This is a genomic window from Streptomyces aquilus (assembly GCF_003955715.1).
Lineage (GTDB): Bacteria > Actinomycetota > Actinomycetes > Streptomycetales > Streptomycetaceae > Streptomyces > Streptomyces aquilus.
In genome coordinates this window covers 1066312-1090133 of record NZ_CP034463.1, presented here as the reverse complement: position 1 = coordinate 1090133, position 23822 = coordinate 1066312, and the positions used below count along the sequence as shown (strand labels likewise).

Annotated in this window: 19 protein-coding genes and 1 pseudogene; 12 read left to right on the top strand and 8 right to left on the bottom strand. The window is 71.4% G+C overall.

Translation table 11 applies throughout. From position 1 onward, the window contains the following. The 5 genes from EJC51_RS05160 to EJC51_RS05140 all read left to right on the top strand — a co-directional run bounded on the left by EJC51_RS05160 (position 1) and on the right by EJC51_RS05140 (position 6052). Positions 1–945 carry an SGNH/GDSL hydrolase family protein gene (locus EJC51_RS05160; RefSeq protein WP_126269917.1) on the top strand — a complete coding sequence of 315 codons (945 nt, stop codon included), beginning with the start codon at positions 1–3 and terminating at the stop codon, positions 943–945. A gap of 173 nt (positions 946–1118) precedes the next feature. Then, the gene (locus EJC51_RS05155) at positions 1119–3314 is read left to right on the top strand and encodes an MMPL family transporter (protein ID WP_166682828.1); all 2196 of its coding nucleotides are present in this window, start codon (positions 1119–1121) and stop codon (positions 3312–3314) included. 232 nt (positions 3315–3546) lie between these two features. After that, complete coding sequence (locus EJC51_RS05150; protein WP_399585262.1) at positions 3547–4701, top strand: sensor histidine kinase; 1155 nt, start codon at positions 3547–3549, stop codon at positions 4699–4701. Then, positions 4698–5378 (top strand): response regulator transcription factor, encoded by a 681-nt coding sequence (locus EJC51_RS05145; RefSeq protein ID WP_126269915.1) that lies wholly within the window; start codon positions 4698–4700, stop codon positions 5376–5378. The genes EJC51_RS05150 and EJC51_RS05145 overlap by 4 nt, the downstream gene beginning before the upstream one ends. 32 nt (positions 5379–5410) lie before the next feature. Then, positions 5411–6052, top strand: a complete 642-nt coding sequence (locus EJC51_RS05140) for a class I SAM-dependent methyltransferase (protein ID WP_126269914.1) — start codon at positions 5411–5413, stop codon at positions 6050–6052. Between the two features lie 154 nt (positions 6053–6206). Here the strand turns inward: EJC51_RS05140 and EJC51_RS05135 are convergent, their stop codons facing one another. Beyond that, a complete protein-coding gene (locus EJC51_RS05135; RefSeq protein WP_126269913.1) occupies positions 6207–7133 on the bottom strand; it encodes a GNAT family N-acetyltransferase in 927 nt (308 codons plus the stop codon). A gap of 295 nt (positions 7134–7428) precedes the next feature. Here EJC51_RS05135 and EJC51_RS05130 point away from each other — a divergent pair, with 295 nt between their 5' ends. Beyond that, complete coding sequence (locus EJC51_RS05130; RefSeq protein ID WP_126269912.1) at positions 7429–8550, top strand: methyltransferase; 1122 nt, start codon at positions 7429–7431, stop codon at positions 8548–8550. Between the two features lie 3 nt (positions 8551–8553). On the opposite strand, the gene EJC51_RS05125 is transcribed toward EJC51_RS05130, so the two are convergent. Beyond that, entirely contained in the window at positions 8554–8937 is a 384-nt protein-coding gene (locus EJC51_RS05125; RefSeq protein ID WP_126269911.1) for a tautomerase family protein, read from the bottom strand. 123 nt (positions 8938–9060) lie between these two features. On the opposite strand from EJC51_RS05125, the gene EJC51_RS05120 reads away from it, so the two are divergent. Both EJC51_RS05120 and EJC51_RS05115 read left to right on the top strand, forming a co-directional pair. Then, entirely contained in the window at positions 9061–9540 is a 480-nt protein-coding gene (locus tag EJC51_RS05120; RefSeq protein ID WP_097259801.1) for a MarR family winged helix-turn-helix transcriptional regulator, read from the top strand. A gap of 94 nt (positions 9541–9634) precedes the next feature. Continuing rightward, positions 9635–11305 carry a tetratricopeptide repeat protein gene (locus EJC51_RS05115; RefSeq protein ID WP_126269910.1) on the top strand — a complete coding sequence of 557 codons (1671 nt, stop codon included), beginning with the start codon at positions 9635–9637 and terminating at the stop codon, positions 11303–11305. Between the two features lie 295 nt (positions 11306–11600). Here the strand turns inward: EJC51_RS05115 and EJC51_RS05110 are convergent, their stop codons facing one another. From EJC51_RS05110 to EJC51_RS05100, 3 genes are read right to left on the bottom strand one after another with little or no spacing between them, the layout of a single operon-like run. Further along, positions 11601–12095 carry a hypothetical protein gene (locus EJC51_RS05110; RefSeq protein WP_126269909.1) on the bottom strand — a complete coding sequence of 165 codons (495 nt, stop codon included), beginning with the start codon at positions 12093–12095 and terminating at the stop codon, positions 11601–11603. A 3-nt stretch (positions 12096–12098) separates the two neighbouring features. After that, positions 12099–15065, bottom strand: a complete 2967-nt coding sequence (locus EJC51_RS05105; protein ID WP_126269908.1) for a CHAT domain-containing protein — start codon at positions 15063–15065, stop codon at positions 12099–12101. Further along, on the bottom strand, positions 15062–16027 hold the full coding sequence (locus EJC51_RS05100; protein ID WP_126269907.1) for a tetratricopeptide repeat protein: 966 nt from the start codon (positions 16025–16027) through the stop codon (positions 15062–15064). The genes EJC51_RS05105 and EJC51_RS05100 overlap by 4 nt, the downstream gene beginning before the upstream one ends. A gap of 553 nt (positions 16028–16580) precedes the next feature. Here EJC51_RS05100 and EJC51_RS05095 point away from each other — a divergent pair. The 3 genes and pseudogenes from EJC51_RS05095 to EJC51_RS49530 form a co-directional block, all read left to right on the top strand. Then, entirely contained in the window at positions 16581–18203 is a 1623-nt protein-coding gene (locus EJC51_RS05095; protein ID WP_126269906.1) for a cellulase family glycosylhydrolase, read from the top strand. Positions 18204–18337: 134 nt separating this feature from the next. Then, a complete protein-coding gene (locus EJC51_RS05090; RefSeq protein ID WP_126269905.1) occupies positions 18338–18922 on the top strand; it encodes an AAA family ATPase in 585 nt (194 codons plus the stop codon). 16 nt (positions 18923–18938) lie between these two features. After that, positions 18939–19039 (top strand): annotated as a pseudogene (locus EJC51_RS49530) (BlaI/MecI/CopY family transcriptional regulator); the annotation flags it as partial. A 65-nt stretch (positions 19040–19104) separates the two neighbouring features. Here EJC51_RS49530 and EJC51_RS05080 read toward each other — a convergent pair. Both EJC51_RS05080 and EJC51_RS05075 read right to left on the bottom strand, forming a co-directional pair. Continuing rightward, entirely contained in the window at positions 19105–19962 is an 858-nt protein-coding gene (locus EJC51_RS05080; RefSeq protein WP_126269904.1) for a fructosamine kinase family protein, read from the bottom strand. A 56-nt stretch (positions 19963–20018) separates the two neighbouring features. Further along, positions 20019–21275 (bottom strand): MFS transporter, encoded by a 1257-nt coding sequence (locus tag EJC51_RS05075; RefSeq protein WP_126269903.1) that lies wholly within the window; start codon positions 21273–21275, stop codon positions 20019–20021. 80 nt (positions 21276–21355) lie between these two features. On the opposite strand from EJC51_RS05075, the gene EJC51_RS05070 reads away from it, so the two are divergent. Next, positions 21356–21961 (top strand): YciI family protein, encoded by a 606-nt coding sequence (locus EJC51_RS05070; RefSeq protein WP_126269902.1) that lies wholly within the window; start codon positions 21356–21358, stop codon positions 21959–21961. Between the two features lie 22 nt (positions 21962–21983). On the opposite strand, the gene EJC51_RS05065 is transcribed toward EJC51_RS05070, so the two are convergent. Continuing rightward, positions 21984–23783, bottom strand: a complete 1800-nt coding sequence (locus EJC51_RS05065; RefSeq protein WP_126269901.1) for a SpoIIE family protein phosphatase — start codon at positions 23781–23783, stop codon at positions 21984–21986. Positions 23784–23822 lie beyond the last annotated feature (39 nt).

Genomic DNA, 23822 nt, shown 5'->3' with positions numbered 1-23822 from the left:
ATGAGAACTCGTACCGGCATCGGGCTGGCGACGGCCCTCTCGTGTGCCGTCCTCGTCAGCGTGGTCGCGGTCGCCCGGGACGGCAACGGAAGCCCGGCCGCCGCCCTGAACGGCCCGCCGCGCGGCCCGTACGTCGCCCTGGGCGACTCCTACACGGCCGGACCGCGGATCCCCGGCCAGCACGCGAAGCCCGCCGGCTGTGACCGCTCCGACCGCAACTACCCGGCGCTCGTCGCCGCCGAACTCGGCCTGGCGGGCGCCGAGTTCCGTGACATGAGTTGCAGCGGGGCCACCACCGGCGACCTGTTCACGGCTCAGGACACGGACAGCGGGACCAATCCGGCCCAGCTCTCGGCCGTGTCCGCCAGGACCCGGCTGGTCACCGTCGGTATCGGAGGCGACGACATCGGCTTCGGCGAGCTGATCACCACCTGCGTCAAGGCCGGCGTCCGCTACCAACTGGAGAGCCGCATCGGGGACCTGGCCCCCGACCGGGCGCCGTGCCGCGCACGGCACACCTCCGGCGACACCGACGAGATCGGGACGAACATCGCGGCGACGGGCGGACGCGTGGCCGACGTGCTGGCCGACATCCGGCGCCGGGCGCCCGAGGCCCGTGTCTACGTGGTCGGCTATCCGACGATCCTGCCCGCCCAAGGCGCCGACTGCGCACGGGCGATGGGACTCGCCCCCGGTGACGTCACCTTCCTGCGGCAGAAGGAACAGCAGCTCAACACCATGCTGCGCAGGACCGCGGCCGACGCGGGAGCCGGGTACGTCGACACCTACGCGCCCTCCGACGGACGCGACGCCTGCGCGAAGGCCGACGCGCGCTGGGTCGAGCCGCTGATCCCGGCCGCCCCCGCGGCCCCGGTGCACCCCAACGAGCGCGGTGAGCGCGGGATGGCGCAGGCCGTGCTGAGGGCGTTCCGCGCGGGTGGCTGACCCGCCGGGCGTGATACCGGGGCAGGAGATCCCGGCCGGGCACGTACTGCGGATTCAGTAGCCGGTCCTGCGACAGCAGCAGACGGCATTGCCAGCAGCGGGACGACGACTCGGGGACCCCTGCCGGGACACGCTGGGGCACCTGATCGAGAACGGATGTGGAGTTCCCTGACGTGGCTGCTTTTCTCTATCGACTGGGCCGACTGGCCTTCCGGCGGCGCGGGTACGTCGCCCTGATGTGGGTGGCCGTCCTGGCCGCCGTCGGGCTGGGCGCCCTCCAGGCCCCGGGAACCTCCGACGAGGAGTTCTCGATGCCGGGCATCGAGTCCCAGAAGGCGTACGACCTGATGCAGGAGCGCTTCCCCGGCGCCGCCGCCGACGGCGCCACCGCCCGCGTGGTCTTCGTCGCCCCCGACGGACAGAAGGTCACCGCCACCGAGAACAAGAAGGCCGTCGAGGAAACGGTGGCCGCCCTCGGCGCCGGCTCCCAGGTGGCCGGGGTCGCCGACCCGTACAGGACCGGGGCGGTCAGCAAGGACGGGGCCACGGCCTACGCCACCGTCACCTACAAGGTGAAGTCCGCCGACGTCACCGACGCCAGCCGTACGGCGGTGCGGAAGGCGGCGGAGCAGGCGCGCGACGCCGGGCTGACCGTCGAGACCGGCGGTTCGGCCCTGGACGGTGGAGCGGGCGCCGGCGGCATGGCCGAGGTCATCGGCATCGCCGTCGCGGCCGTCGTCCTGCTGATCACCTTCGGCTCACTGGCCGCCGCCGGACTGCCGCTGCTCACCGCGCTCATCGGCGTCGCCTTGACCATGTTCGCCATCACGCTGCTGGGCAGCACCCTCGGCCTGTCCACCAGCACCGGGACGCTGGCGATGATGCTGGGCCTGGCCGTGGGCATCGACTACGCCCTGTTCGTCGTCTCCCGCTACCGCGAGGAGCGCGCCCAGGGCCGCCCGCCGGAGGAGGCGACCGGACTGGCCGTCGGCACCGCCGGTTCGGCCGTCGTCTTCGCCGGTCTCACGGTGGTCATCGCCCTCGCCGGACTGACCGTCGTCGGCATCCCGATGCTCACCAAGATGGGACTGACCGCGGCCGGCGCGGTCGTCGTCGCTGTCCTCGTGGCCCTGACCGCGGTCCCCGCGCTGCTGGGCTTCTGGCCCAACGCGGTGCTCGCCCGGCGGCTCCGTAAACGGGGCGTCGACAACAGCACCGGCGACAACGGCGGCACCCGCTGGGCCACGTTCGTCCTGCGCCGGCCCTTGCCGGTGCTCCTCCTCGGCGTGCTCGGGCTCGGCGCGCTGGCCCTGCCCATGACCGGCCTTCAGCTGGGCATGCCCGGCGACGAGGCCAAGTCCACCTCCACCACCGAACGCCGCGCCTACGACGACCTCGCCGAGGGCTTCGGCCCCGGGTTCAACGGCCCGCTCACCGTCGTCGTGGACGCCCAGGGCGCAGCGGACCCGAAGGCGGACGTGGCGGCGGTCAACCAGAAGATCGCCCGCACCGACGGCATCGTCTCCGTCACCCAGCCCCGCTTCAACAAGGCGGGCGACACGGCGGTGTTCACCGCCACGCCGTCCACCAGCCCCACCGACGAACGCACCAAGGACCTCGTCAAGGCCATCCGAGCCGAGCGCACCGAGAGCTTCGAGGTCACCGGCACCACGGCCCTGAACATCGACATCGCGGACAAGGTACAGGCCGCGCTCGTCCCGTACCTCGTCACCGTCGTGGGGCTGGCCGTCGTCCTGCTGCTGGTCGTCTTCCGGTCCGTGCTCGTCCCCCTCAAGGCCGCCCTCGGCTTCCTGCTCTCGGTGCTCGCCGCGCTCGGCGCCGTCGTCGTGGTCTTCCAGGAAGGACACGGTGCGAGCGTCTTCGGGGTGGAGCAGACCGGGCCGATCATGAGCCTGATGCCGATCTTCCTGGTGGGCATCGTCTTCGGCCTGGCCATGGACTACGAGGTGTTCCTCGTCTCCCGGATGCGGGAGGCGTACGTCCAGGGCGAGTCCGCGCGGCAGGCGGTCGTCTCCGGGTTCCGGCACAGCGCCCGGGTGGTCGTGGCCGCCGCGCTCATCATGATCGCGGTGTTCGCCGGGTTCATCGGGGAGAGCGACTCCATGATCAAGATGATCGGGTTCGGCCTCGCCACGGCCGTCCTCCTCGACGCCTTCGTGGTGCGGATGGCGATCGTCCCCGCGGTCCTCGCCCTGCTGGGCGACCGCGCCTGGTGGCTGCCGCAGTGGCTGGACCGGCTGCTGCCCCGCGTCGACATCGAGGGCGAGGCCCTCACCCGCCGGCCGGCCGGGGCCGCGGAACCCGACCCCGATCTGACGCCGGACGAGCACCCGCAGGTACGTGTCTGAACGGCGTCGCCGCAGTCGCCCGGCCGCCTTCGGTGAGGAACCGCGGGCGGCCCGTGGCGCACGGGTGCGCGCAGGTCGTTCACCATGGACCCAGGCCCTTGATCCGGAGACACCGATGACCACCCGCCCGGAGCGACACACCGCGCGCCATCCCCGCGCCCGTCCGGAACACCCCACCACGCGCCATCCCCGCGCTCGTCCGGAGCGCCCCACCGCGCGCCATCCCCGCGTCATGGACGTCATGATCGCTCTGGCGCTGCTCGGCTGCGCGACCCTCGGCGCCTCGCTGAGCATCCCCGGCACGAGCCGCCCGAGCGGCGACGCGCCCGCGGTCGCCCTGGCGGCCGTCTCCTGTCTCGCGCTGCTCGTCGCGCGTGACGCCCCGCGCGCGGTCGCCGTCGCCGTCACGGCCTGTACGGTCGCCACGCTGGCCCAGAGCTATCTGCCCACACCGCTGACCCTGGCCCCGCTCATGATGGCCCTGTACTGGGTGGCCGCCCGGACCGACCTGACGACCATGCGCGTGCTCGGTGGGGGCGCCATGGCCATGATCGTGATCACCACCGTACTGGACCGGCCCACGACCGACCTGCTGCTGCTCCGCACCGTGGGCCCCGTGCTGTGGCTGCTGCTGCCTCTGGTCGGCGGCCACAACGCACGGCTGCGCGGCGCCTATCTGGAATCGGTGCACGCGCGTGCCCTGCACGCCGAGCGCACCCGGGAGGAGGAGGCGCGACTGCGGGTCGCCGAGGAGCGGCTGCGGATCGCCCGCGAGCTCCACGACGTCGTCGCCCACCACATGGCCGTCGCCAACGCCCAGGCCGGCACCGCCCGCCACCTCGCCCCCACCCAGCCCGAACAGGCGCAGAAGATCCTCGACGAGCTGACGTCCACCACCTCCTCCGCACTCCTCGAACTCCGTGCGACGGTGGGCGTGCTGCGCCAGGCCGACGACGCCGACTCCCTCGAACCCGCCCCCGGCCTGCACCGGCTCCCCGAGCTGATCGCCGCCTGCGAGTCCGCCGGCCTCACCGTTACGGTCACCACCGACGGTGAGCCCCGGCCACTGTCACCGGGCGTCGACCTGACGGCGTACCGGATCATCCAGGAAGCCCTGACCAACGCCACCAAGCACGCCTCCGACCACGAGGCCCGCATCCGGCTCGCCTACTCCGACTCGCGCCTGCTGATCACCGTCGCCAACGAGGGCGCCGCCACCGGCTCCGCGGTCCCGGGTGGCGGCTTCGGACTGATGGGCATGCGCGAGCGCGCCCACTCGGTCGGCGGCGACCTGCGGGCGGGACCGCGCCCGGAGGGCGGCTTCGAGGTCGCCACCGCCCTGCCCCTGCACTCCCAAGTGACCGACGACCACGAGGCGACCCCGTGAGCATCCGCGTCCTGCTCGCCGACGACCAGGCCCTGCTGCGGGGCACGTTCCGGCTGCTGATCGACTCCTGCGCGGACATGGAGGTGGTCGGCGAGGCCGCCGACGGCAAGGAGGCGCTGGAGCTCGCCCGCGCCCACCGCCCCGACCTGGTCCTCATGGACATCCGCATGCCCGGCACGGACGGCCTCGCGGCCACCGCCGCCATCTGCGAGGACCCCGACCTGGCCGGCACCCGCGTCCTCGTCCTGACCATGTTCGAGACCGAGGAGTACGTCGCCCAGGCCCTGCGCGTCGGGGCCAGCGGGTTCCTCGGCAAGTACGTCACCACCGACGTCCTCCTCGCCGGCATCCGTACCGTCTCCTCCGGAGAGGCCCTGCTCTCACCCGGCGCCACCCGCGCCCTCATCACCCGCTTCCTCAGCGCACCCGCCGCGGGCACCCTGCTGACCCCGCCGGAGCGTCTGAGCGACCTCACCCCGCGGGAACGGGAGGTCACCGTCCTCGCCGCCGAGGGCCGCTCCAACGAGGACATCGCGGCCCACCTCGTCCTCAGCGTGCTCACCGTCCGCACCCACGTCCAGCGCGCCATGACCAAGCTCGGCGCCCGCGACCGCGCCCAACTGGTCGTCATCGCCTACCAGACCGGGCTGGTACGCCCCACCTCCGGACCCCGCTGACGACGGGGTCCTTCCGCTGGCATGCTGGCCGCATGGCTGATCACCGACGGCACGACTCCGTACGCCACAGCTACGACACCGTGGCCGAGGAGTACACGACCCGGCTCCATGCCGAGCTCGAAGGCAAGCCCCTGGACAGGGCGTTGCTGACCGCGCTCCTCGAACAGACCGAACCGGGGGCGGTGATCGGTGACTTGGGCTGCGGTCCCGGGCATGTGGCGGCCTGGCTGGCGGAGAAGGGCGCGCGAACGGTCGGGATCGATCTGTCCGCGGGCATGGTCGAGGCGGGCCGCAGCCGCTTCCCGGAGGTCGAGTTCCGCCAGGGCGACCTGCTGGAACTCCCGGCGAAGGACGGCGAGTTCGGCTCCCTGATCGCCCTCTACACCGTCATCCACCTCGAACCCGGCGAACTGCGGCGCGCCTTCGAGGAGATGGAGCGGGTCCTGCGCCCCGAGGGGCTGCTCCTGCTCTCCTTCCACGTCGGCGAGGAGGTCCGGCACCTGGACGAATGGTGGGGTCACTCCGTAGACGTCGACTTCCGTTTCCTCGACCCCGCACACCTCACGGACCTGCTCGCATCGGTCGGCTTCACGGTGGAGATGCAGCTGGAGCGCACGCACTACGCCCACGAGGCGGAGACCCGCCGCGCCTACGTGCTGGCCCGCCGCACCTGACCCGCCACGACCGGCTGACAGAACCCCGTCGCCTCCGGCACGTGCCCCATGACCCAGATGCCCCGGGCCGTCGCCTCGGCCGTGGCGCGCGCCGCCGCTCGGGGCTGAGGTCGCTGCCGACGACGTCGTACGCGCTCACCCATCGCCGCCGCGCTCAGGTCAGGACCGCCTCCCACGTGTCGACGGCGTAGTGGAGCTTCATCCCGTTGCGTCCGTACAGCTCGGGCGCGCCGGTCGCGTTGGCCGTGTCCACTCCCAGCCCCACGGTGTCCCGCCCCCGTGCGGCGAACGCGGCGAAAGCCTGCCGCAGCAGCAGCCCGCCCAGCCCCTGCCCCCGGGCCTCGCCGAGCACCCCCACGCTGCGGATCCACCCCATGGCCGCGCGGTCGTCCCGTGCGATCAGGAACCCGGCGTCGCCCAGCTCCTTGGTGTCGAGGAGCCACACCAGCGACCAGTCCAGGTGCTCGGCGTCGATGTCGTGCAGCCACTGCTCGTAGGTGCGCGGCTGGAAGTCGAAATGGTCGGCGAAGGCGGATTGGTAGAGCTGATGGGCGCGTTGCCGGTCCGCCCCGGTGGCGCAGGGACGGATGCGTACGCCTTCGGGTAGCTCCGGGGCGCGGTCGAGTTCCTGGTCGAGCGGGCGTTCCAGCACGTGGTAGCGGCGTACGACGTACCAGCCCCGTGCCTCGATCAGTGAAGTGTCCAGGGTCGGGCGGGTGTTGAGGTGCAGATGGACGACGGCCTTGGCGGCGCCGTTCGCCCGGGCCCGCTGGACGGCCCTGATCTGGAGGGCGTCCAGGATCTGTTCCCCGGCTGCCTGATCGTCGGGCAGGACGTAGTGGTCGACGTCGATCCGCTCGTTCCCGGAGTCGTCCCACAGCAGCCCGTACGCCACCAGCCGCTCCCCGTCGAAGGCCAGCCAGGAGTCGCGCTCCAGGTCGACCTCGGGATGCCTGAGACCGGCCTCGACCTCGGGGAGGTCCGTCTCGCGCCGGCCGATCTCGATCTCGTCGACGGCGTTGAGCAGCTCGGTGATCGCGGGCGCGTCGGCGAGCCGCGCGGGGCGCAGGAGGTAAGGCATGAGGGCCAGGGTCCAGGGGGAGGCGGGCGGCCGCAACGGGTTTTCGGCGTCGCCGGGCCGGCGCGGTTTGCCCGTACGCGGGACCTCGTGCGAGCCTCGTACGTCATCTCTCCGGAAGGACCCCTCGTGACCCTCGGCATGGTTCTGGGCGACGTCTCCTCGCGCGCTTCGACGCGGGAGCCGTAACCCTTCCTGCCCCGCATCCCGAGCCCGTGCCGCAGCACGGGCCGTCGGTGCTGCTCCTCGTCGAAGTGCTCTTCGTGCCCTTGCACGTCCGATCACGAGGAGTACCTCCGTGTCCACGATCCACTGGACCGAAGACCGCACCGCCCGCTCCGCCCGCTGGCACTCCGAGAGCGCCGCGCCCCCGCCGCGCCGGGTCGTCGTCGCCGACGACCGGACGACAGCGGCCACCGCCCACCGACTCGCCCGCGAGGGAACGGCGTTGCTGTGGCGGGGCGACTTCCACAACGCCCGCCACCTGCTCAACGCGATGCGCCGCCGCGCCGACCGGCGACCGCCCCGCCAGGGGAACACGCCGGCGGAGTCCTTCCACCTCCACCGCCAGGCCCGCCGCCACCGGGCCCGACTGCTGGGCAGGTTGATCGTGCTGCTGGAGGACGACCACACCCTGGCCCTGCGCCGGGCTCCCGATGTGCGCCGGGCGTGCGCCGAGGCGTACGGGGCGCCGACCGGCAGAACGGCGGTGGCCCTGACGGAACTGCTGGGCGTCCTCGGCGCGTGGCAGTGGCGGGAGAGGGGCGTCGAGGTACCGGCCCTCGGCGCCCGCATCCACCCGCACTACGGCGTGTTCTCCCCGGTCAGGGGCGAGTACGTCGACCTCGTCGCGCGAGCACCCCTGACCGCGTCGCCCCCCGGCCGTACCGCCTTCGACCTCGGCACGGGGACCGGCGTGCTCGCCGCCGTCCTGGCCCGGCGTGGTGTCGGCCACGTCGTGGCCACCGACATCGCTCCGCGCGCCCTGGCCTGCGCCCGCGACACCGTGCGGCGGTTGGGACTCGGCGGACGGGTGGAGGTCGTGGGCCCGGCCCTGTTCCCCGAAGGCCGTGCCGATCTTGTCGTGTGCAACCCGCCCTGGCTCCCGGCCCGGCCGACGTCCGCCGTCGAGCAGGGGGTGTACGACCCGGACGGCGAGATGCTCCGCGGCTTTCTGAACGGCCTGGCGGACCATCTCGTCCCGGGCGGCGAGGGGTGGTTGATCCTCTCCGACCTCGCCGAACATCTCGGCCTGCGCAGCCGCCGTGACTTGCTGACCGGCATCGAGGCGGCGGGGCTGCGCGTGGTGGACAGGCTCGACACCCGGCCACGGCATCCACGGGCGAGGGACACCACGGACCCGCTCCACGCCGCCCGAGCCGCCGAGGTCACCTCGCTGTGGCGCCTGGCCCCGCGATGAACGTCAGCCCACCCGGCCGCCCACGCCCGAGCGCCCTTCGGGCACGGCCGTCAGGCTCACCGCCACCTCCTCGCGCACCGGCTCGCCGAGCGCGTCGACCACCGCGTCCGTGATCGCGGCGATCAGCCGGGCCGGCGCGTCCGGCACGTCCGGGTGCCGGTAGGCCGCCTCGCGCAGGCTCAGCCTGACGTCCGGGGCGGCCCGCTCGCTCGGCACACCGCCCACGCCCCGCCGATGGCGCGGGATGCCGATGAGGTCCACGGCGACCATGCGGCGGAACGGCTCGCCGTAGACCGCTCCGACCGCGTCCGCGAGCCCGCGGATCAGGCCCTCCTCGGTCTTGCCGTCGAGCGCGCTCTCGCTGATGTGCACGGTGAAGTGAGGCATGGTGGAATCTCCGTTCCCGTTCGGTTCTCGGGTGTGGGTGTTCTCTGGGGTGGTGTTCTTGGATGTGATGCCTTTGAGAGCAAAGCATCTTTGACATCAAAGGTAAATGGCGAGGGGTGCGTGATGGCCGGATCCGTGCGGCGCGAGGCCGAGACGGATGGCGTGGACACCGCGGTGCGCGAGCTGCTGCTGCTCATGCCGCGCATGGTCGGCCGGGTGAAGCGCATCCCCGTGCCCGAGGCGCTGGAGTCGCTGTCGCTGGCGCCCCGTCATCTCTCCTTGCTGGCCTGTCTGTTGTTCGATGGTCCGCTGACGGTGAACGACCTCGCCGCTCGCCTGGAGGTGGCGCCCACCACGGTCAGCCTGATGGTCGGCGACCTGAGCGGCAAGGGCGTCCTCGACCGCCGCGAGGACCCCGCCGACCGGCGGCGCCGCATCGTGGCCATCGCCCCCGACCAGCACGAGGCCATCGCCGCCTGGCTCGCCCCCGGCGCCGAGGCCTGGCGTCGCGTGCTCACCCCGCTGGAGCCGGAACAGCGCCGCCTGTTCGTCGACACCCTGCTCGCCTACGAGGCCGCGGTCGCCGAGGAGCGTGAGCGCTGAGGCGCCCGCACGGCGGCGACGGTTGTCGGCGTGTCGGGCGCAAATCACCCTGTAACGTCGCGAATCCAGGCCCGCTCGTGCTCGGGGGAATCCCATGGACTACTACGACCTCGGCTCCCACAGCCGCACGGTGACCACCTCGTCGCCCGAGGCCCAACGGTGGTTCGACCGCGGGCTGGTGTGGACTTACGCCTTCCACCACGAGGAAGCGGTCGCGTGCTTCCGGGCCGCCGCCGAGGCCGACCCCGACTGCGCCATGGCCCACTGGGGCATCGCGTACGCACTCGGCCCCAACTACAACAAGCCTTGGGAGTTCTTCGACGGCGACGACCTCACCCGCACCGTCGAGCGCACCCACGCCGCGGTCGAACGGGCCCACGAGAAGGCTCAGGCCGCCGCCACTCCCGTCGAACGGGCCCTGATCGAGGCCCTGCGTGCCCGCTACCCGCAGTCGAAGCCCGCTCCGGACTGCTCGGTGTGGAACGAGCCGTACGCCGACAGCATGCGCGCCGTCCATCAACTCGCCCCCGACGACGCCGACATCGCCACGCTCTACGCCGACGCCCTGATGAACCTCACCCCTTGGCAGCTGTGGAACCTCAGGACCGGGGAACCCGCGGAAGGCGCCCGCACCTTGGAGGCCAAGGCGGTCCTCGACCGGGTGCTCGCCTCGGACACCGGAGCGCGACACCCCGGCGTGCTGCACCTGTACATCCACCTCATGGAGATGTCCCCGACCCCCGAGCGGGCCCTGCCCGTCGCCGACCGGCTGCGCGGCCTGGTTCCCGACGCCGGACATCTCCAGCACATGCCGTCCCACCTGGACGTACTGTGCGGCGACTACCGCCGGGTCGTGTCGGACAACACCGCCGCCATCACCGCCGACGAGAAGTACCACGCCCGGGCCGGCGCGATGAACTTCTACACCCTCTACCGGTCGCACAACTACCACTTCAAGATCTACGGCGCGATGTTCCTTGGCCAGTCCCGCATCGCCCTGGAGACCGCCGCCGAACTGGAGGCGTCGATCCCGGAAGACCTGCTGCGCGTGCAGAGCCCGCCCATGGCCGACTGGCTGGAGGCCTTCCTCGCCATGCGCGTCCACGCGCTGATCCGCTTCGGCCGCTGGGGCGACATCCTCCAACTCCCGCTGCCCGCCGACCCGGAGCTGTACAGCGTGACGACCGCGATGCTCCACTACGCCCGCGGGGTCGCCCTGTCCGCCCTCGGCCGCGTCCCGGAGGCCGAGGCCGAACGCGCCCTGTTCCAGGAGGCGGTGGCCCGGGTCCAGGAGACCCGCATGCTGTTCAACAACACCTGCGCCGACATCCTCGCCGTGGCCGCCGCGCTGCTCGATGGTGAACTCGCCTACCGCAAGGGCGACTTCGACGCCGCCTTCGCCGCCCTGGAGTGGTCGATCGCGCTCGACGACACCCTGCCCTACGACGAGCCGTGGGGCTGGATGCAGCCCACCCGGCACGCCTACGGCGCGCTGCTCCTGGAGCAGGGCCGGGTCGCGGAGGCGGAGGCGGTCTACCGCGCCGACCTCGGTCTCGACGACACCTTGCCGCGCGCGCTCCAGCATCCCGGCAACGTCTGGGCACTGCACGGCTTCCACGAGTGCCTGGTCCGGCTAGGGAAGACGGGGGAGGCGCGGATCGTCGCCCAGCAGCTGAAGCTCGCGGTCGCGCTGGCGGACGTACCGATCGAGGCGTCGTGCTTCTGCCGGCTCGACGTGGTGTCGGGGGACGGGTGCTGCGGATGAGCTGGCGGAGCTCCCCCGCCAGCGCCACCAGCTCCGCGTCAGCACGCACCCGCCTCCCATGGCGATCATTTCGCCGGCGCGGGTCGGCAGTTCGTCGGCATCGGCAGGGGTGACCTCGGCTCCCGCCTGTGTCGGCTTGTCGGCAAGTGTGCAGAGCTCAGCGGATCGACCTCGGTCTCCTGGGGTGAGGGTCCTGGCTGCCGCAGCAGAAGGTGCGCGTGCGCCCGATCCCGTGGGTCCCCGGGGCAGGCCCCGTGACGCGTTGGCAAGATCTCTCCGAGAAGACCGGACGCGGTCAGGGCTGTGTCGGGCCGTTGCCGGTGAGAACCTGTGTCGCGGCGTTCGAGAGGTCTTGGATGGTCTGGGGATCGGCCGCCGCTTTACGCAGGTGGAACAGGAACTCCGTCTTGCCGTCCTTCCGATGGATTTTGATGTCCACCTTGGTCTGCAGCCAGGCGATCAGGGCCCCCAACACGACAAGACCCGCGGCTGCGGTCTCCACGGCGAGCTGATCGTCGGCGGGTGGGTCCTCGATGATCGGGACCACGACTGCGGCGGATTCGGAGTCATCGAGGGCAACGGTGAGAAGACGGCGGGCGGCAGCCAGCGCCGCTGCCTCGTCATCGAGTACGCCGTCGAGGTCGGCTCCGGCGGTCAGTTCCCGGAGGGCCTCGCGGGACTCGGACTCGGTCAGCTGCCCAGAACTGGTGGAGCCGTCCTGCAAGTCCTCTGTGTACTCCTGCAGGACGAGGATCAGGGCACGGTCGTCGAGGGCATCGATCAGTGACATCTGCTATCTCCAGTCGCCATGCAGCACCATGGGGGCGAAGTGGTAAGGGTGAGCGAGCCAGGGGGCATCCGTATCGCCGAGCAATTCCTTCTGGGCGTGCCAGTAACAGGTCCAAAGGGAGGAGCCGGGGTCGGCGTGGATGCGAGCGTAGAGAGCGGACACGAACCGACCGGAGCTCTCCTGGTCGACATTCCAGAGAGTGGACAGTACCGAGCGCGCTCCCACTTGCAAAAGCACCCGAGTGAGGCCGGCGAACTCGTCACCGCGGTTCATCTCAGCCTGCCATGCCGAAGAGCAGGCTCGCAGGGTCAGCAGGGCCGGCAGCGACTCCAGGTCGAGCAACTGGGACGGCCGTAGAAGTGTGTCGCTTCGCTGCGCGACAGACAGGCGACGGACGTGTTTTGTGGGCGGCACCCGTGTGCCGTGCGGAGAGAGGACGAGCCCCGACTCCAGCGGATTCACAGGGTCTGTGTAACCGTGGCAGGTGAAGTGCGCGACGTCGACGGTGTCCAGTGCTTGCAGAACGACCGATGGCTGGGCGTCCGTGCCGGTGAATCGCGTGACGTTCCAGCCCGCGGCTTCCAACAGCGCGCCGTCCGTCTGGAACAGCGCGGGGTTCGGGTCCTCTTGGGCGGCTACGCCGACGAACAGGGCCCGCCCGTCACGTGGCAATGGACTGATTCTGCGCAACGCCGGGGCCAATGAACTCAGGCTGGGACAATAGGTGACGCAGTTGCGTTCCACGAGCCGAGTGCCGTCCGCCATGGGTAAGGCATGGAGCGGCAGCAAATGCAGCGGACCGTGAGGCGATGCGCAGATCAAGGTCTGTGGTTGCGTGAATTCGACGAAAGCGGTCAGGCGGGGGCCGAGGGCGTCGAGGAAAGTGATACTCCGGCGCTGCGGGGATCGCGGCCTCAAGGGAGCCAGGGGAGGGAAACACTTGGGATCCCCGTTGAAGATCCGGCGGAGCTGTTCGGCGGCATCCTGGAGTTCGCCTCGGCCCACACGCACCCTTGTGGCACGTAGGTCGGCGTTTGTGCCGATGATGAAGCAGTAGGTGTACTCACTGCCGCAGAAAAAGGACACGAAGGTCATGCCGGCGGGCGGCGCCACTTCGGCGAGCAAGGCCTCCACCTCGTCGGACCGCAGCGGGGCCGACGACAGACGCGCGAGCGTGGTCGGAGCCTTCGCTTCTTCGTGGAGGTCGAATGCGAGCCGCCAGGCTTCACGCGGGTCGAGCCCCAAGCCGTCCGGATTGCCCACCAGGAGCGCGAGGAGCCCTTCGTAGACGCTGAAGTGCTCACTGATCAGTTCGGCACGGCGTTCTGGGATCTGGGCACGGGTCAGAAGTTGCTGTACATGCCGACGCGCGTGCTGGAACTCGGCGAGTGCCGACCGCGGGTCGCCGAGAGCGCCGGCGAGTTCAGCGGCGAATCTTGTCCGCAGGTGCAGGCAAGCCAAACTGTCGGGGGCGCGGGTGGAAGCCTCCTCCAAGAGGTCGAGAAGCATGCGCCGCCCGTCCTCGTGTCGGCCGTCGACGATGATTTCATGGGCGAGTTGCGAGCCGACGAAAGGCCTGGCCGGCCAGGAGGACTGCTCGTAGGCATCCACCAGTGCACCCAGATACGCCGCTCGGTCCTTGTTCTCGCCCTTCTGGCCGCGCAGCGCGTAGTCGGCGATCGCGTCTTCATAGTGCCCGGCGGTGACGCCCGTGGTCAGCGCGAGGGTGTACAGCACTTCAGCTGTCTCGTTGTCGCCGAGAGCGGCAGACGCATCGCCGAGACCGAACAGACTGATGATCTCGCTCCGGTCGCCCTGTGGCAGGGTGGGGCGCGCGTTGATGGCGTCGCGAAAACATTCGCGGGCCCCCGCAGCGTCCCCCATCTCAAGGCGGAGTTGGCCCATGTTGTTGAGTGTGGCCGACACACTGCCCACGCGTTGTTGACGCCGGGCCTGGGCGAGGAGGTGCTCAAAGGCCCGGAGCGCTTCGCGCACTCGTCCCGCCTTCCACAGCGACGCGGCTCGATTCGTCTCGGCGGTGAAGCGCCGCCGTTCATCCCCTGCGCGTTGCGCTTCCGCCGAGGCCGCACCGTAGTCGGCTGCGCCGAGGTCGTACTCCCCCTGGTCCTCGTGGATCAGGCCCCGAAGGTTCAACAACTCCGAGCGCAGGTCCGCGAGGGGCGAATGGTCGGGCAGCATGGCCAGGGCGGAGTCCACGTGGGACAGGGCCGGGCCGGTCCGGCCCAGGGAACGGAGGCATCCGGCGAGCGTGCGGTGAAACGCCTGGGCGGCCGGCGTCTGGCCGTGAGCCTCAGCGACGATCAGGCCCTCTTTCGCCCGCCGCACGGCCTCCTCCAGCTGTCCGCTTGCCTCGGCCAAGCCCATGCGGGCGCCAAGCCATTGCAGACGGACCTTGACCCCGCTCGCCAAACTGTCCGGCTCCGCCCGGTCGAGGTGCCGACGCGCCGCCCCTGTCGCCCCTCGCCTGCGGAGCACCACCGACCAGAACAGCCGCCCGAGGACCCGCGCCTCCGGGCCGCCCCATATCACTCCGATGACAGCACAGGCTGCGGCGTGCCGGTCCGTTTCCGAGTGGCGCGCCGCGCCGAACCAGGACTGCAACAGGGACGGCGCTGCCGCGGCGAGTTCCGGGTGACGACGCGCACAGAGGTACTGGTCCAAGGGGGAGTCGAAGGCGAGCAGCCGGTCCAGCAGGTCTCTGGGCGTGGTCGGCGCCTGGGCACCCGCCCGAGCCGACCGCGGCATGGCGGCCTCCACGTGAGGAATCAGTGCCCGTAGGAAGTCGGCCTCGGCGCGCCGCCCGCTCAGCTCCGCGTCCGCCGCCCGCGACCGCAATCCTGCCAGCAACTGAGCGCCGTCAAAAGGGAGTTCGGCCTCAAGGAACGCGGGCAGATGCTGGAGCTGATCCAGCAGCATCAGGCGCTCCAAGACGTGGTCAGTGGTGGTCACTTCGCACGCACCATGTCATAACTGGCCTGGAACTCGGCCCGCGTCTCCGCATTCGGCGCGAGGGACAGAGCCGTTGCGGCGTGGTGGTCCATGCGCTGAGGATCCCCGACCACGCCATGGACCAGTGCCAGGGCGCCATGTTCCGCGAAGCCGAGGTCTTCACCGCGTGCCATAACTTCCGCGATCCACAACGCCTCAGCAGCAATCCCCACGAAGGCCTCGGCCTGCATCAGACAGCGCTGGACGTCCGGATTGTTCGGACTCACCCGGTACTGGGACCGCAGCTCGCGCAGGGCGCCGTGCGCGTCATCGCTGTCCGAGCAGGCGACCTCAAGCAGCATGTCCGGGTCGGGCAAGGCGACTTCCAGCATGGAACGCGCCTGCTCCAGCATGGATGACTGGGGATCAACCTGTTCCAGCGCAAGCAGTGCGTCGTGCCAGTCGGCTTCGGCTCCCGCGTTGTGGCTGCTCGCTGCCAGGAGTTCCAGGACCTGGATATGCGTTCCGTCCAGACGACGCGCTTCGGTCAGGACGGCCACGACGTCCGGCCAGTCGACACCACTGCCGGGGACACGGGCCAACACATGGAGCGCCCTGCCCAGCATCACGTATTCATCGACGCCACTGTCTCCGCCCGCTATGCGCTCACGGAGGAACTCGGCACGTCGCCTCTGGAAGTCCCTTTCCGACTCCTGCCAACGCAACCATGCCTGGACCTCGGTGAGTTGCTGTTCCGTCTCGGCGGATCGAGGGGTGATCTCCAGGATGCGCTGAAGCTCTCGCGAGGCTCGCTCCACGTTGCCGATCTGCACATACGTCGTGGCGAGATCGCCCCGGAAGGCCAGGTTCTCGGGATCGGCGTCGGCCAGAAACTCCAACAGGGCGACCGCGTCGAAGGGCCGCCCCGCAATCAGATAAGCGGACGCCAGCGCGTGCAGATTTCCCGCCGGACCGTCACCCATGGCGACCGACTGCAGTGCTTTCAGGTGGGCTTGGTCTCTCGCGGAGACGAACTCCTCGTAGCATCGGACGACATGGGGACTTGAGTTGGCCCCTTGGTACTGCGGAGTCCACCGGATCGTTGGGCCACTGCTCACGCCTGACCACCTCCCCGGCTGTCCATTCTCCGCGCCTATAGGGTGCCGTGTCCCGGTTTTCGTGGGTTCCGGCCCGGCGGAACAGCCGTGCCGGCCCGTACTGCGCCCCGATCATGTTGCGTCCCCGTCCGCCACCGGGGACCCGCCGGTGAGGTGGTCTGCATCCTGCGCGGCAGGGACGGCGCCCCCACGACGCGGCCAACGGCGAGACCGCCCGCCAATCCGGGCGGGTCGACAGCCTGTGTGTTGCCACGAGGTCCTGTGAGTTCCCTTGACGTGTACCTGGCGCAATCGCTTTGATGGGAGCGCTCCCATATTGCTCTCCTCCCACGCCTGAGTTTCTTGGCGCTCACTCCCAGGAGTCGCAGTGAGAAGAACAAGAAGCACGACGAGAAAGAGCACGACAGGAAAGAACCCCTTGGCCCGGCTGGCGGCAGCCCTCCTCGGGCTCGTCCTCCTCGGTGCCCTCTGGCCGGCCGCCGCGTACGCCCAGGCCGAGCCGTCGGGTGCCGAGGCCACCGGGCTTCACATCAGCAACGGACGGCTGCTCGAAGGCAACGGCAACGATTTCGTGATGCGCGGCGTCAACCACGCCCACACCTGGTACCCGAACGAGACGCAGTCGCTGTCCGACATCAAGGCGCTCGGCGCCAACGCCGTCCGGGTCGTCCTGGCCGACGGGCACCGCTGGACCGCCAACAGTGCGGCGGACGTTGGCAACGTTGTCAGTCAGTGCAAGGCCAACCGGCTCATCTGTGTCCTGGAGGTGCACGACACCACCGGATACGGCGAGGAGGCCGCGGCCGGCACCCTCGACCAGGCCGCCGACTACTGGATCGGCCTCAAGGACGTCCTGGCGGGCCAGGAGAACTACATCATCATCAACATCGGCAACGAGCCCTGGGGCAACACCAATCCCGAGGGCTGGACCGCCCCGACCATCGCGGCGATCAAGAAGCTGCGCACCGCCGGCTTCGAGCACACGATCATGGTTGACGCGCCCAACTGGGGCCAGGACTGGCAGGGCGTCATGCGTGCCAACGCCCAGAGCGTCTACAACGCCGACACCACCGGCAACCTGATCTTCTCGATCCACATGTACAGCGTCTTCGACACCGCGGCCGAGATCACCGACTATCTCAACGCCTTCGTCAACGCCAAACTCCCCATCCTCATCGGCGAGTTCGGCGGACCCGCCGACCAGTGGGGCGACCCGGACGAGGACACCATGATGGCCACCGCCGAGCGGCTCGACCTCGGCTATCTCGCCTGGTCCTGGAGCGGCAACACCGACCCGGTCCTCGACCTCGCGATCGACTTCGATCCCGACAACCTCAGCTCGTGGGGCCAGCGCATCTTCAACGGCACCAACGGCATCGCCCAGACCGCCAAGGAAGCCACCGTCTACGGCGGGGGCGGGTCCGGCGACACCACGGCGCCCACCACCCCCGGCACCCCGACCGCCTCGGCGGTGACGGCCACCTCCGCGGCCCTCACCTGGACCGCGTCCACCGACAACGTCGGCGTCGCCGGCTACGACGTCGTCCGGATCAGCGGCGGCACCGAGACCAAGGTCGCCGCCTCCACCACCAACTCGGCGACTGTGACCGGGCTTTCGGCCGAGACGGCGTACACCTTCGCCGTCTACGCCCGGGACGCGGCGGGCAACCGCTCGGCCCGTTCGGCGACGGTCAACGTCACGACCGGGAAGGCCCCGGTGCTCAACTGCTCGGTCGGCTACCGGATCGTGGGCGAGTGGCCGGGCGGCTTCCAGGGCGAGATCACCATCCGCAACACCGGGACCACCGCCATCAACGGCTGGACGCTCGGCTTCTCCTTCGCGGGCGGCCAGACGATCTCCAGCATGTGGGGCGGTACCCCGACCCAGAGCGGTGCGAACGTCAGCGTCACCCCCGCGTCCTACACCTCCACCATCGCCGCCGCCGGTTCGGTCACCGTCGGCTTCATCGGCGTCAAGAGCACGACCAACGCGGCGCCGACCGCCTTCACGCTGAACGGCAGTACGTGCGTGACCAGTTGATGCCTGACCCCGGCTGAAACGAGTCCTCCGGGCCGACCGGCGGCATGCGTCCGCCGGTCGGCCGCGGCCGTACTCTTGAGTGCTCACCCGCACCGACACCGGTCGGGCTGCCGGCGAAAGGGTTCCCGACAACGATGCGCCGATACGTGCTCACCGGCACCCCGGGTGCCGGCAAGACCTCCATCCTGCGCGGCCTGTCCGAACTCGGCCATCGGGTAGTGGAGGAGGCGGCCACCGCCGTCATCGCCCAGGCCCAGGCCCGGGGCGAGGACGAGCCGTGGACGCGGGCGTCCTTCCTCGACGACATCGTCGAGATGCAGCGCCGGCGGCAGCTGGCGGCCCCCGTCAGCGGCCCGGTCCAGGTGTACGACCGTTCACCGATCTGCACCCACGCCCTCGCCCGCCATCTGGGCCGGCCGATCCCTCCGTCGCTCACCGCTGAGATCGAACGGATCACGAGCGAGCGCATCTACGAACCGCAGGTGCTCTTCGTCCGCAACCTGGGCTTCTGCGAACCCACCAGCGCGCGCCGCATCAGCTTCGAGGAGTCGCTCGAGTTCGAGAAGGTCCACGAGGAGAGCTACCGCGCCTTCGGCTACCGGCTCGTCGACATCCCCGCCGGCGACCTGGCGGAGCGTGTCGCCGCGGTCGGTGCGGTGATCTCCGCGCTCGGAGCTGCGGACGGTGCGCCCGGTGTCCCTACGAGGGACCGCCCGTGACGTGCGTGGCAGCGGCACGACGGTGATCACGACCTCGGCCAGGCCGCTGGCCAGGGGGCGGTGACCCGAGAGCGCGTGGGCCGCTCCTTCGCCTGGACACCGGAGGCGAAGCCGGCGGTCAGCTCGTTGAGGTCCGCCTGGTACCTGAGCGCTCGTTGCCTGCAACCGCGCCCGGCGTGAGGTCAGGCACTCGCGTAGCGGCGGGCGGCGGCGAGTGCCTGTTCGGCGTAGGAGCGGCCGAACAGGACGGTGTGGACCAGGAGCGGGAACAGCTGGTGCAGTCCGACGCGTTGCCGCCGGCCCGGGGCGAGGGGCGCCGCCTCCTCGTAGCCCTCCAGCACCCGGGCGAGGTGCGGGCAGCCGAACAGCTGGAGCATGGCCAGGTCGGTCTCGCGGTGGCCGCCGTGCGCCGCGGGGTCGATGAGCCAGACGTGGCCGTCGGCGCCCCACAGCACATTGCCGCTCCACAGGTCGCCGTGCAGCCGCGCGGGCGGCTCGGCGGGTCCGGCCCACTGGTCGACGCGCTCACAGACCCGCTCGATCACGGCGGCCTCGGCGGACCGCAGTGTGCCCGCGTCGACCGCACGGCGCAGATAGGGCAGGACACGGTGACGGGCATACCAGTCGGGCCAGTTGTCCCCGGGCACGTTGCTCATCGGGGCGGCGCCGATGTACGCGTCCGCAGGGCCGCCCGGCGGCGGAGCACCGAAGGCGTCGGCGCCGGCGGCATGCAGGGCGGCCAGCTCACGGCCGAAGCGCAGTGCCGCCGCCGCGTCCGGCCGGCCCTCCGGGACCGACCCGGTGACCAGCCACTGCCCCTCACGGCCGTGCACCACCGGCACCCGTACCGCACCGGCCTCGGCCAGCCAGCCAAGACCCGCGGCCTCGGCACGCGCCGCCGCCGCGCTGCCGGCGTCCTTGACGACCACCGGCCCACCGTCGAGGTCGACTTCGGTGACCGCCCCGGTGAGCCGCCGCCGCGCCACCACGGCCCGCCCGGTGAGCCGGGCCGCCACGGCGTCGGGGCCTTCGCCGCTCATCCCTCGGCCTCCGCGTCCAGCAGCATGCCGACCTCCCTCGCATCCGACCCACGAGTCTAGGAACCGGCGTTCTCCAGGGAGGCGGCCGACACTCTGCCCGCCGGGGTGCGCAGGTTGCGGACCTGCGGTGACAGCAGGGCGGCCGCCGTGGCCAGCACCACCAGGGCCGAGCAGCCGGCCAGCGCCGGGCCGACACCCACGGCGGCGGCGATCGGGCCGGCGACCAGGAGGCCGAGCGGGGCGAGACTCAGGGAGCCGAACCAGTCGTAGGAACTGACCCGGGACAGCACGTGTTCGGGGATCTCGCGCTGGACGGTCGTGGACCACAGCACACCGAAGACGTCGCCGGCGACACCGGCGGCGAACATGGCCGCGGCGATCGACCACACCGGCGCCCGCGCGCTGAGCAGTGCGACGGGTACGGCGGCCGGGAACATGCACACCACGGCGACCAGGAGCGGGCGGTGCACCCGTACCCGGGCTGCCAGCCCCGCCCCGGCGATCGTCCCCACGGCCTGTGCGGCCACCACGACCGACCAGGCGCGCGCCCCGCCCAGGTGCCGGTCGGCCATCAGCGGCCCCAGGACACCGAGGTTGGCGTTGAGCGCGGCGACCACGACCGCGCTCTGCGCCACCACCACCCACAGCCACTGCCGCGAGGCGAACTCCCGCCACCCTTCGCGCAGTTCGTGCCAGCCGGACGCCTTGGCGCGCGGCCGTGCGGCCACCGCGAGACGGGTGGTGAGGACGGCACTCAGGGCGAAGGAGCCCGCGTTGACCGCGAGGGCCCAACCGGCACCGACCAGGGCCACGGTCACACCGGACAACGAAAGGCCCAGCAGCAGGGCGGAGTTGGTGCCCATCCGCAGCAGCCCGTTGGCCCGTTGCAGACGGTCGGCCGACACCAGCAGCGGCACCAGGCCGTCCATGGCGGGCGCGAAGAGGGCGGTGGCCGTCCCGGCGGCGACGGCCAGCAGGCACATGCCCGCCAGCGGGGCGTGACCGCTCAACACCATCCCCGCCAGACCGGCGTACGCCGCCGTGCCCAGTACGTCGGCAAGGACCATCAGCCTCGACCGCGACATCCGGTCCGCGATGACCCCGCCCGCCAGGACGAACACCAACTGCGGCAACGCCTGGCAGGCCAGCACCAGAGACAGGCGGCCCGCGCCCGCGCCCGGCAGGGTGAGCACCGCGAACGCCAGCGCCACGCGTGCGAAACCGTTGCCCAGGACGGAGACGACCCGTGCGCACAGCAGCAGCACGAACCGCTGGTCACGCCACAACGGCGAAGGGTCCGGAGAGCGTGTCATGACCACGGACCCTAGAAGATCGAAACCGGGAGAGGATGTGAACCGGCCATCCCGTACGGACGACCTTCTGGGGGAGCGACATGGAGTACTTCATCTACTGCCGGGACCGGGCGGACTCCCTCGACCTGCGCATGCGACTGAACGAGGACCACTGGACGTTCATGGACGGCTACGCCGAGGAGATGATCGCGCGCGGGCCCACGTTCCCGGCCGAGGGCGACGGCGTGAGCGGCAGCCTGCACATCGTCGACCTGCCCGACGCGGCCGCCGCGCAGCGGTTCGCGTTCGAGGAACCGAACTACAAGGCCGGTGTCTACCGTGACGTCCTCATCCGTCGCTGGCGGAACACGCTGGGGCGCACCATGTGGGAGTACACGGGGACGACGGCCGGATTCGGTCGCTTCCTGATCATCGCCCAGGGCGGGCCGGAAGCGGTCGCGGAGCTGGAACTCCTCGACGCGGAACAGCGGCGCTACCTCGAGGACGGCTTCGGCGACCGGCTGATCGCGTACGGGCCGTTGCTCGCCGAGGACGGCGTCACCTGGCGGGGCACCGCGGTGCTGGCCGAGCTGGCGGACCGAGAGGCCGCCGAGGCGATGATGGCGGGCGATCCGTACGCGCGGGCGGGGCGGTACGAGAGCGTCGAGATCCACGACTGGCGGTTCGGCGGACGTCCGGCGGACTGAGCAGGGGGCCGGCCGCCGCCGCTCAGCGGGGGGCGTCCTCGGGGAGGAACTGCTCGAACCAGACGACCTTGCCCGAGCTCAGCCGCGTCGCTCCCCAGCGCTGCGCCACCTGGTCGACCAGGAACAGCCCCCGGCCGCCCTCGTCGCTCAGCCGGGCGTGCCGCATTCTCGGCACCACCGGGGAGTCGTCCCCGACCTCGCAGCGCAGCACGTCCGTGCGCAGCAGACGCAGGGTGATCGGGCGCGTGGCGAACCGCACGGCGTTGGCCACCACCTCGCTGACCATGAGCTCGGTGGACTCGATCAGGGAGTCGAGCCCCCAGCGGCCCAGCGTCCTGCGGGTCAGCCGGCGGGCCTGGCCGGCGGTCTGGGGGCGCGGGGCCAGGTACCAGTAGGCGACCGTCTCCGGCAGCAGGCCCTCGAAGCGGGCGGCGAGCAGCGCCACGTCGTCGTCCCGCTCGCCGCCTCCCAGGGTGCCGAGCGCCGCGTCGCACAGGGTCTCCAGCGCCGGGGGCGCGGCCCCCGCGGTGGCCGACTGCAACCGGGCCCGCAGGATCTCGATGCCGGTCAGTACGTCGAAGTCGCGGGACTCGACCAGGCCGTCGGTGTAGAGCAGCAGGGTCGCCCCGGCCGGCGCGTGGATCTCGGTGGCCTCGAAACCGCCGCCGCCCACACCGATCGGCGCCCCGGGCGGGACCGACAGGATCTCCCCGTGCCCGTCGGGATGCAGCAGTACCGGCGGCAGGTGGCCGGCGTTGGAGACCAGCAGTCGCTGGAGGACCGGGTCGTAGAGGGCGTACAGACAGGTCGCGGTGTGCTCGGTGCCCAGCCGTTCCGCCTGCTCGTCGAGGTGGTGCAGCACCTCGTCGGGAGGCAGGTCGAGCAGGGCCAGGGTCTGCACGGTGGTCCGCAGCTGCCCCATGATCGCCGCCGACGTCATGGAGTGGCCCATCACGTCGCCGATGACCAGGGCGACCCGGTTGCCGGGCAGCGGGATCGTGTCGTACCAGTCGCCGCCCACCTGTGCGGTCCGCGAGGCCGGCAGATAGCGGCTGGCCAGCCGGACGCCGGGCGGCTCGGGCAGCGACGGCGGGAGCATGGTGCGCTGGAGCGCGTCGGCGACGGACGCCTCGCGCGCGTACAGCATCGCCTTGTCGATGCCGAGCGCGGTGTGGGTGGCGAGCTGGGAGGCGACCAGCAGATCGTCGTCGGTGAAGCCGGGGCGTCCGGCACCGCGCAGGAGGGTGACGCTGCCGAGGACGTGGCTGCGGCCGTGCAGGGGGGCGAGGATCAGGCGGCGGCCGGGCGGCAGCGCCCCGGGCGCGTGTGCCGCGCCCAGCAGTTCGGTCACCGTGGCGGCCGCGTGCGGGGCGTCGCCGAAGATCGGTCGGCCGTCCCGCAGCCGTGTCGCCAGCGGGCCGCCCACGGCGGGATGGACGGCCTCGGCCACGGCGGCCGGGGCGTCGGAGGACGTCTGCTCGGTGGTGAGCAGCCGCAGGACGCCGGGGACGGGGCCGGTCTCGTCGCCCACCGGCAGTGGATCGTACAGATGAACGAGAGCCGTGTCGGCGAAGGCCGGGACGGCCGCCCGGCACAGCTCCGACAGTGTCTCGTCGAGGTCCATGCCGCGGGCGATGCTGCGGGTCGCCGCGTCCAGGTACCGCAGCCGGTCGGTCTGCGCCTCGGTCCGGCCCTCGTCCGGACGGTCACCGGAGGCGGGCGGCGGGGCGGAGCGCGTCGGCCGACGGGAGGCGGCGGCACGCCCGCGCGCCCCGGCTGCCTTGCCGCCGGTGCGTTTGCCGCTGCCGAGGCGCTTCGTCATGCGTGTCCTTCCCGCCGGGCGGCCCGCGTCGGGGCGGCC

Excerpts from the sequence above, each read along its gene's own strand:
- EJC51_RS05080 (WP_126269904.1), bottom strand. The coding sequence starts at position 19,962 with ATGAGCGGCGAAGGCCCCGACGCCGTGGCGGCCCGGCTCACCGGGCGG.
- EJC51_RS05110 (WP_126269909.1), bottom strand. The coding sequence starts at position 12,095 with ATGTCACTGATCGATGCCCTCGACGACCGTGCCCTGATCCTCGTCCTG.
- EJC51_RS05065 (WP_126269901.1), bottom strand. The coding sequence starts at position 23,783 with ATGACGAAGCGCCTCGGCAGCGGCAAACGCACCGGCGGCAAGGCAGCC.
- EJC51_RS05160 (WP_126269917.1), top strand. The coding sequence starts at position 1 with ATGAGAACTCGTACCGGCATCGGGCTGGCGACGGCCCTCTCGTGTGCC.
- EJC51_RS05070 (WP_126269902.1), top strand. The coding sequence starts at position 21,356 with ATGGAGTACTTCATCTACTGCCGGGACCGGGCGGACTCCCTCGACCTG.
- EJC51_RS05140 (WP_126269914.1), top strand. The coding sequence starts at position 5,411 with ATGGCTGATCACCGACGGCACGACTCCGTACGCCACAGCTACGACACC.
- EJC51_RS05125 (WP_126269911.1), bottom strand. The coding sequence starts at position 8,937 with ATGCCTCACTTCACCGTGCACATCAGCGAGAGCGCGCTCGACGGCAAG.
- EJC51_RS05135 (WP_126269913.1), bottom strand. The coding sequence starts at position 7,133 with ATGCCTTACCTCCTGCGCCCCGCGCGGCTCGCCGACGCGCCCGCGATC.
- EJC51_RS05100 (WP_126269907.1), bottom strand. The coding sequence starts at position 16,027 with ATGGGTGACGGTCCGGCGGGAAATCTGCACGCGCTGGCGTCCGCTTAT.
- EJC51_RS05150 (WP_399585262.1), top strand. The coding sequence starts at position 3,547 with ATGGACGTCATGATCGCTCTGGCGCTGCTCGGCTGCGCGACCCTCGGC.
- EJC51_RS05090 (WP_126269905.1), top strand. The coding sequence starts at position 18,338 with ATGCGCCGATACGTGCTCACCGGCACCCCGGGTGCCGGCAAGACCTCC.
- EJC51_RS05120 (WP_097259801.1), top strand. The coding sequence starts at position 9,061 with ATGGCCGGATCCGTGCGGCGCGAGGCCGAGACGGATGGCGTGGACACC.
- EJC51_RS05115 (WP_126269910.1), top strand. The coding sequence starts at position 9,635 with ATGGACTACTACGACCTCGGCTCCCACAGCCGCACGGTGACCACCTCG.
- EJC51_RS05075 (WP_126269903.1), bottom strand. The coding sequence starts at position 21,275 with ATGACACGCTCTCCGGACCCTTCGCCGTTGTGGCGTGACCAGCGGTTC.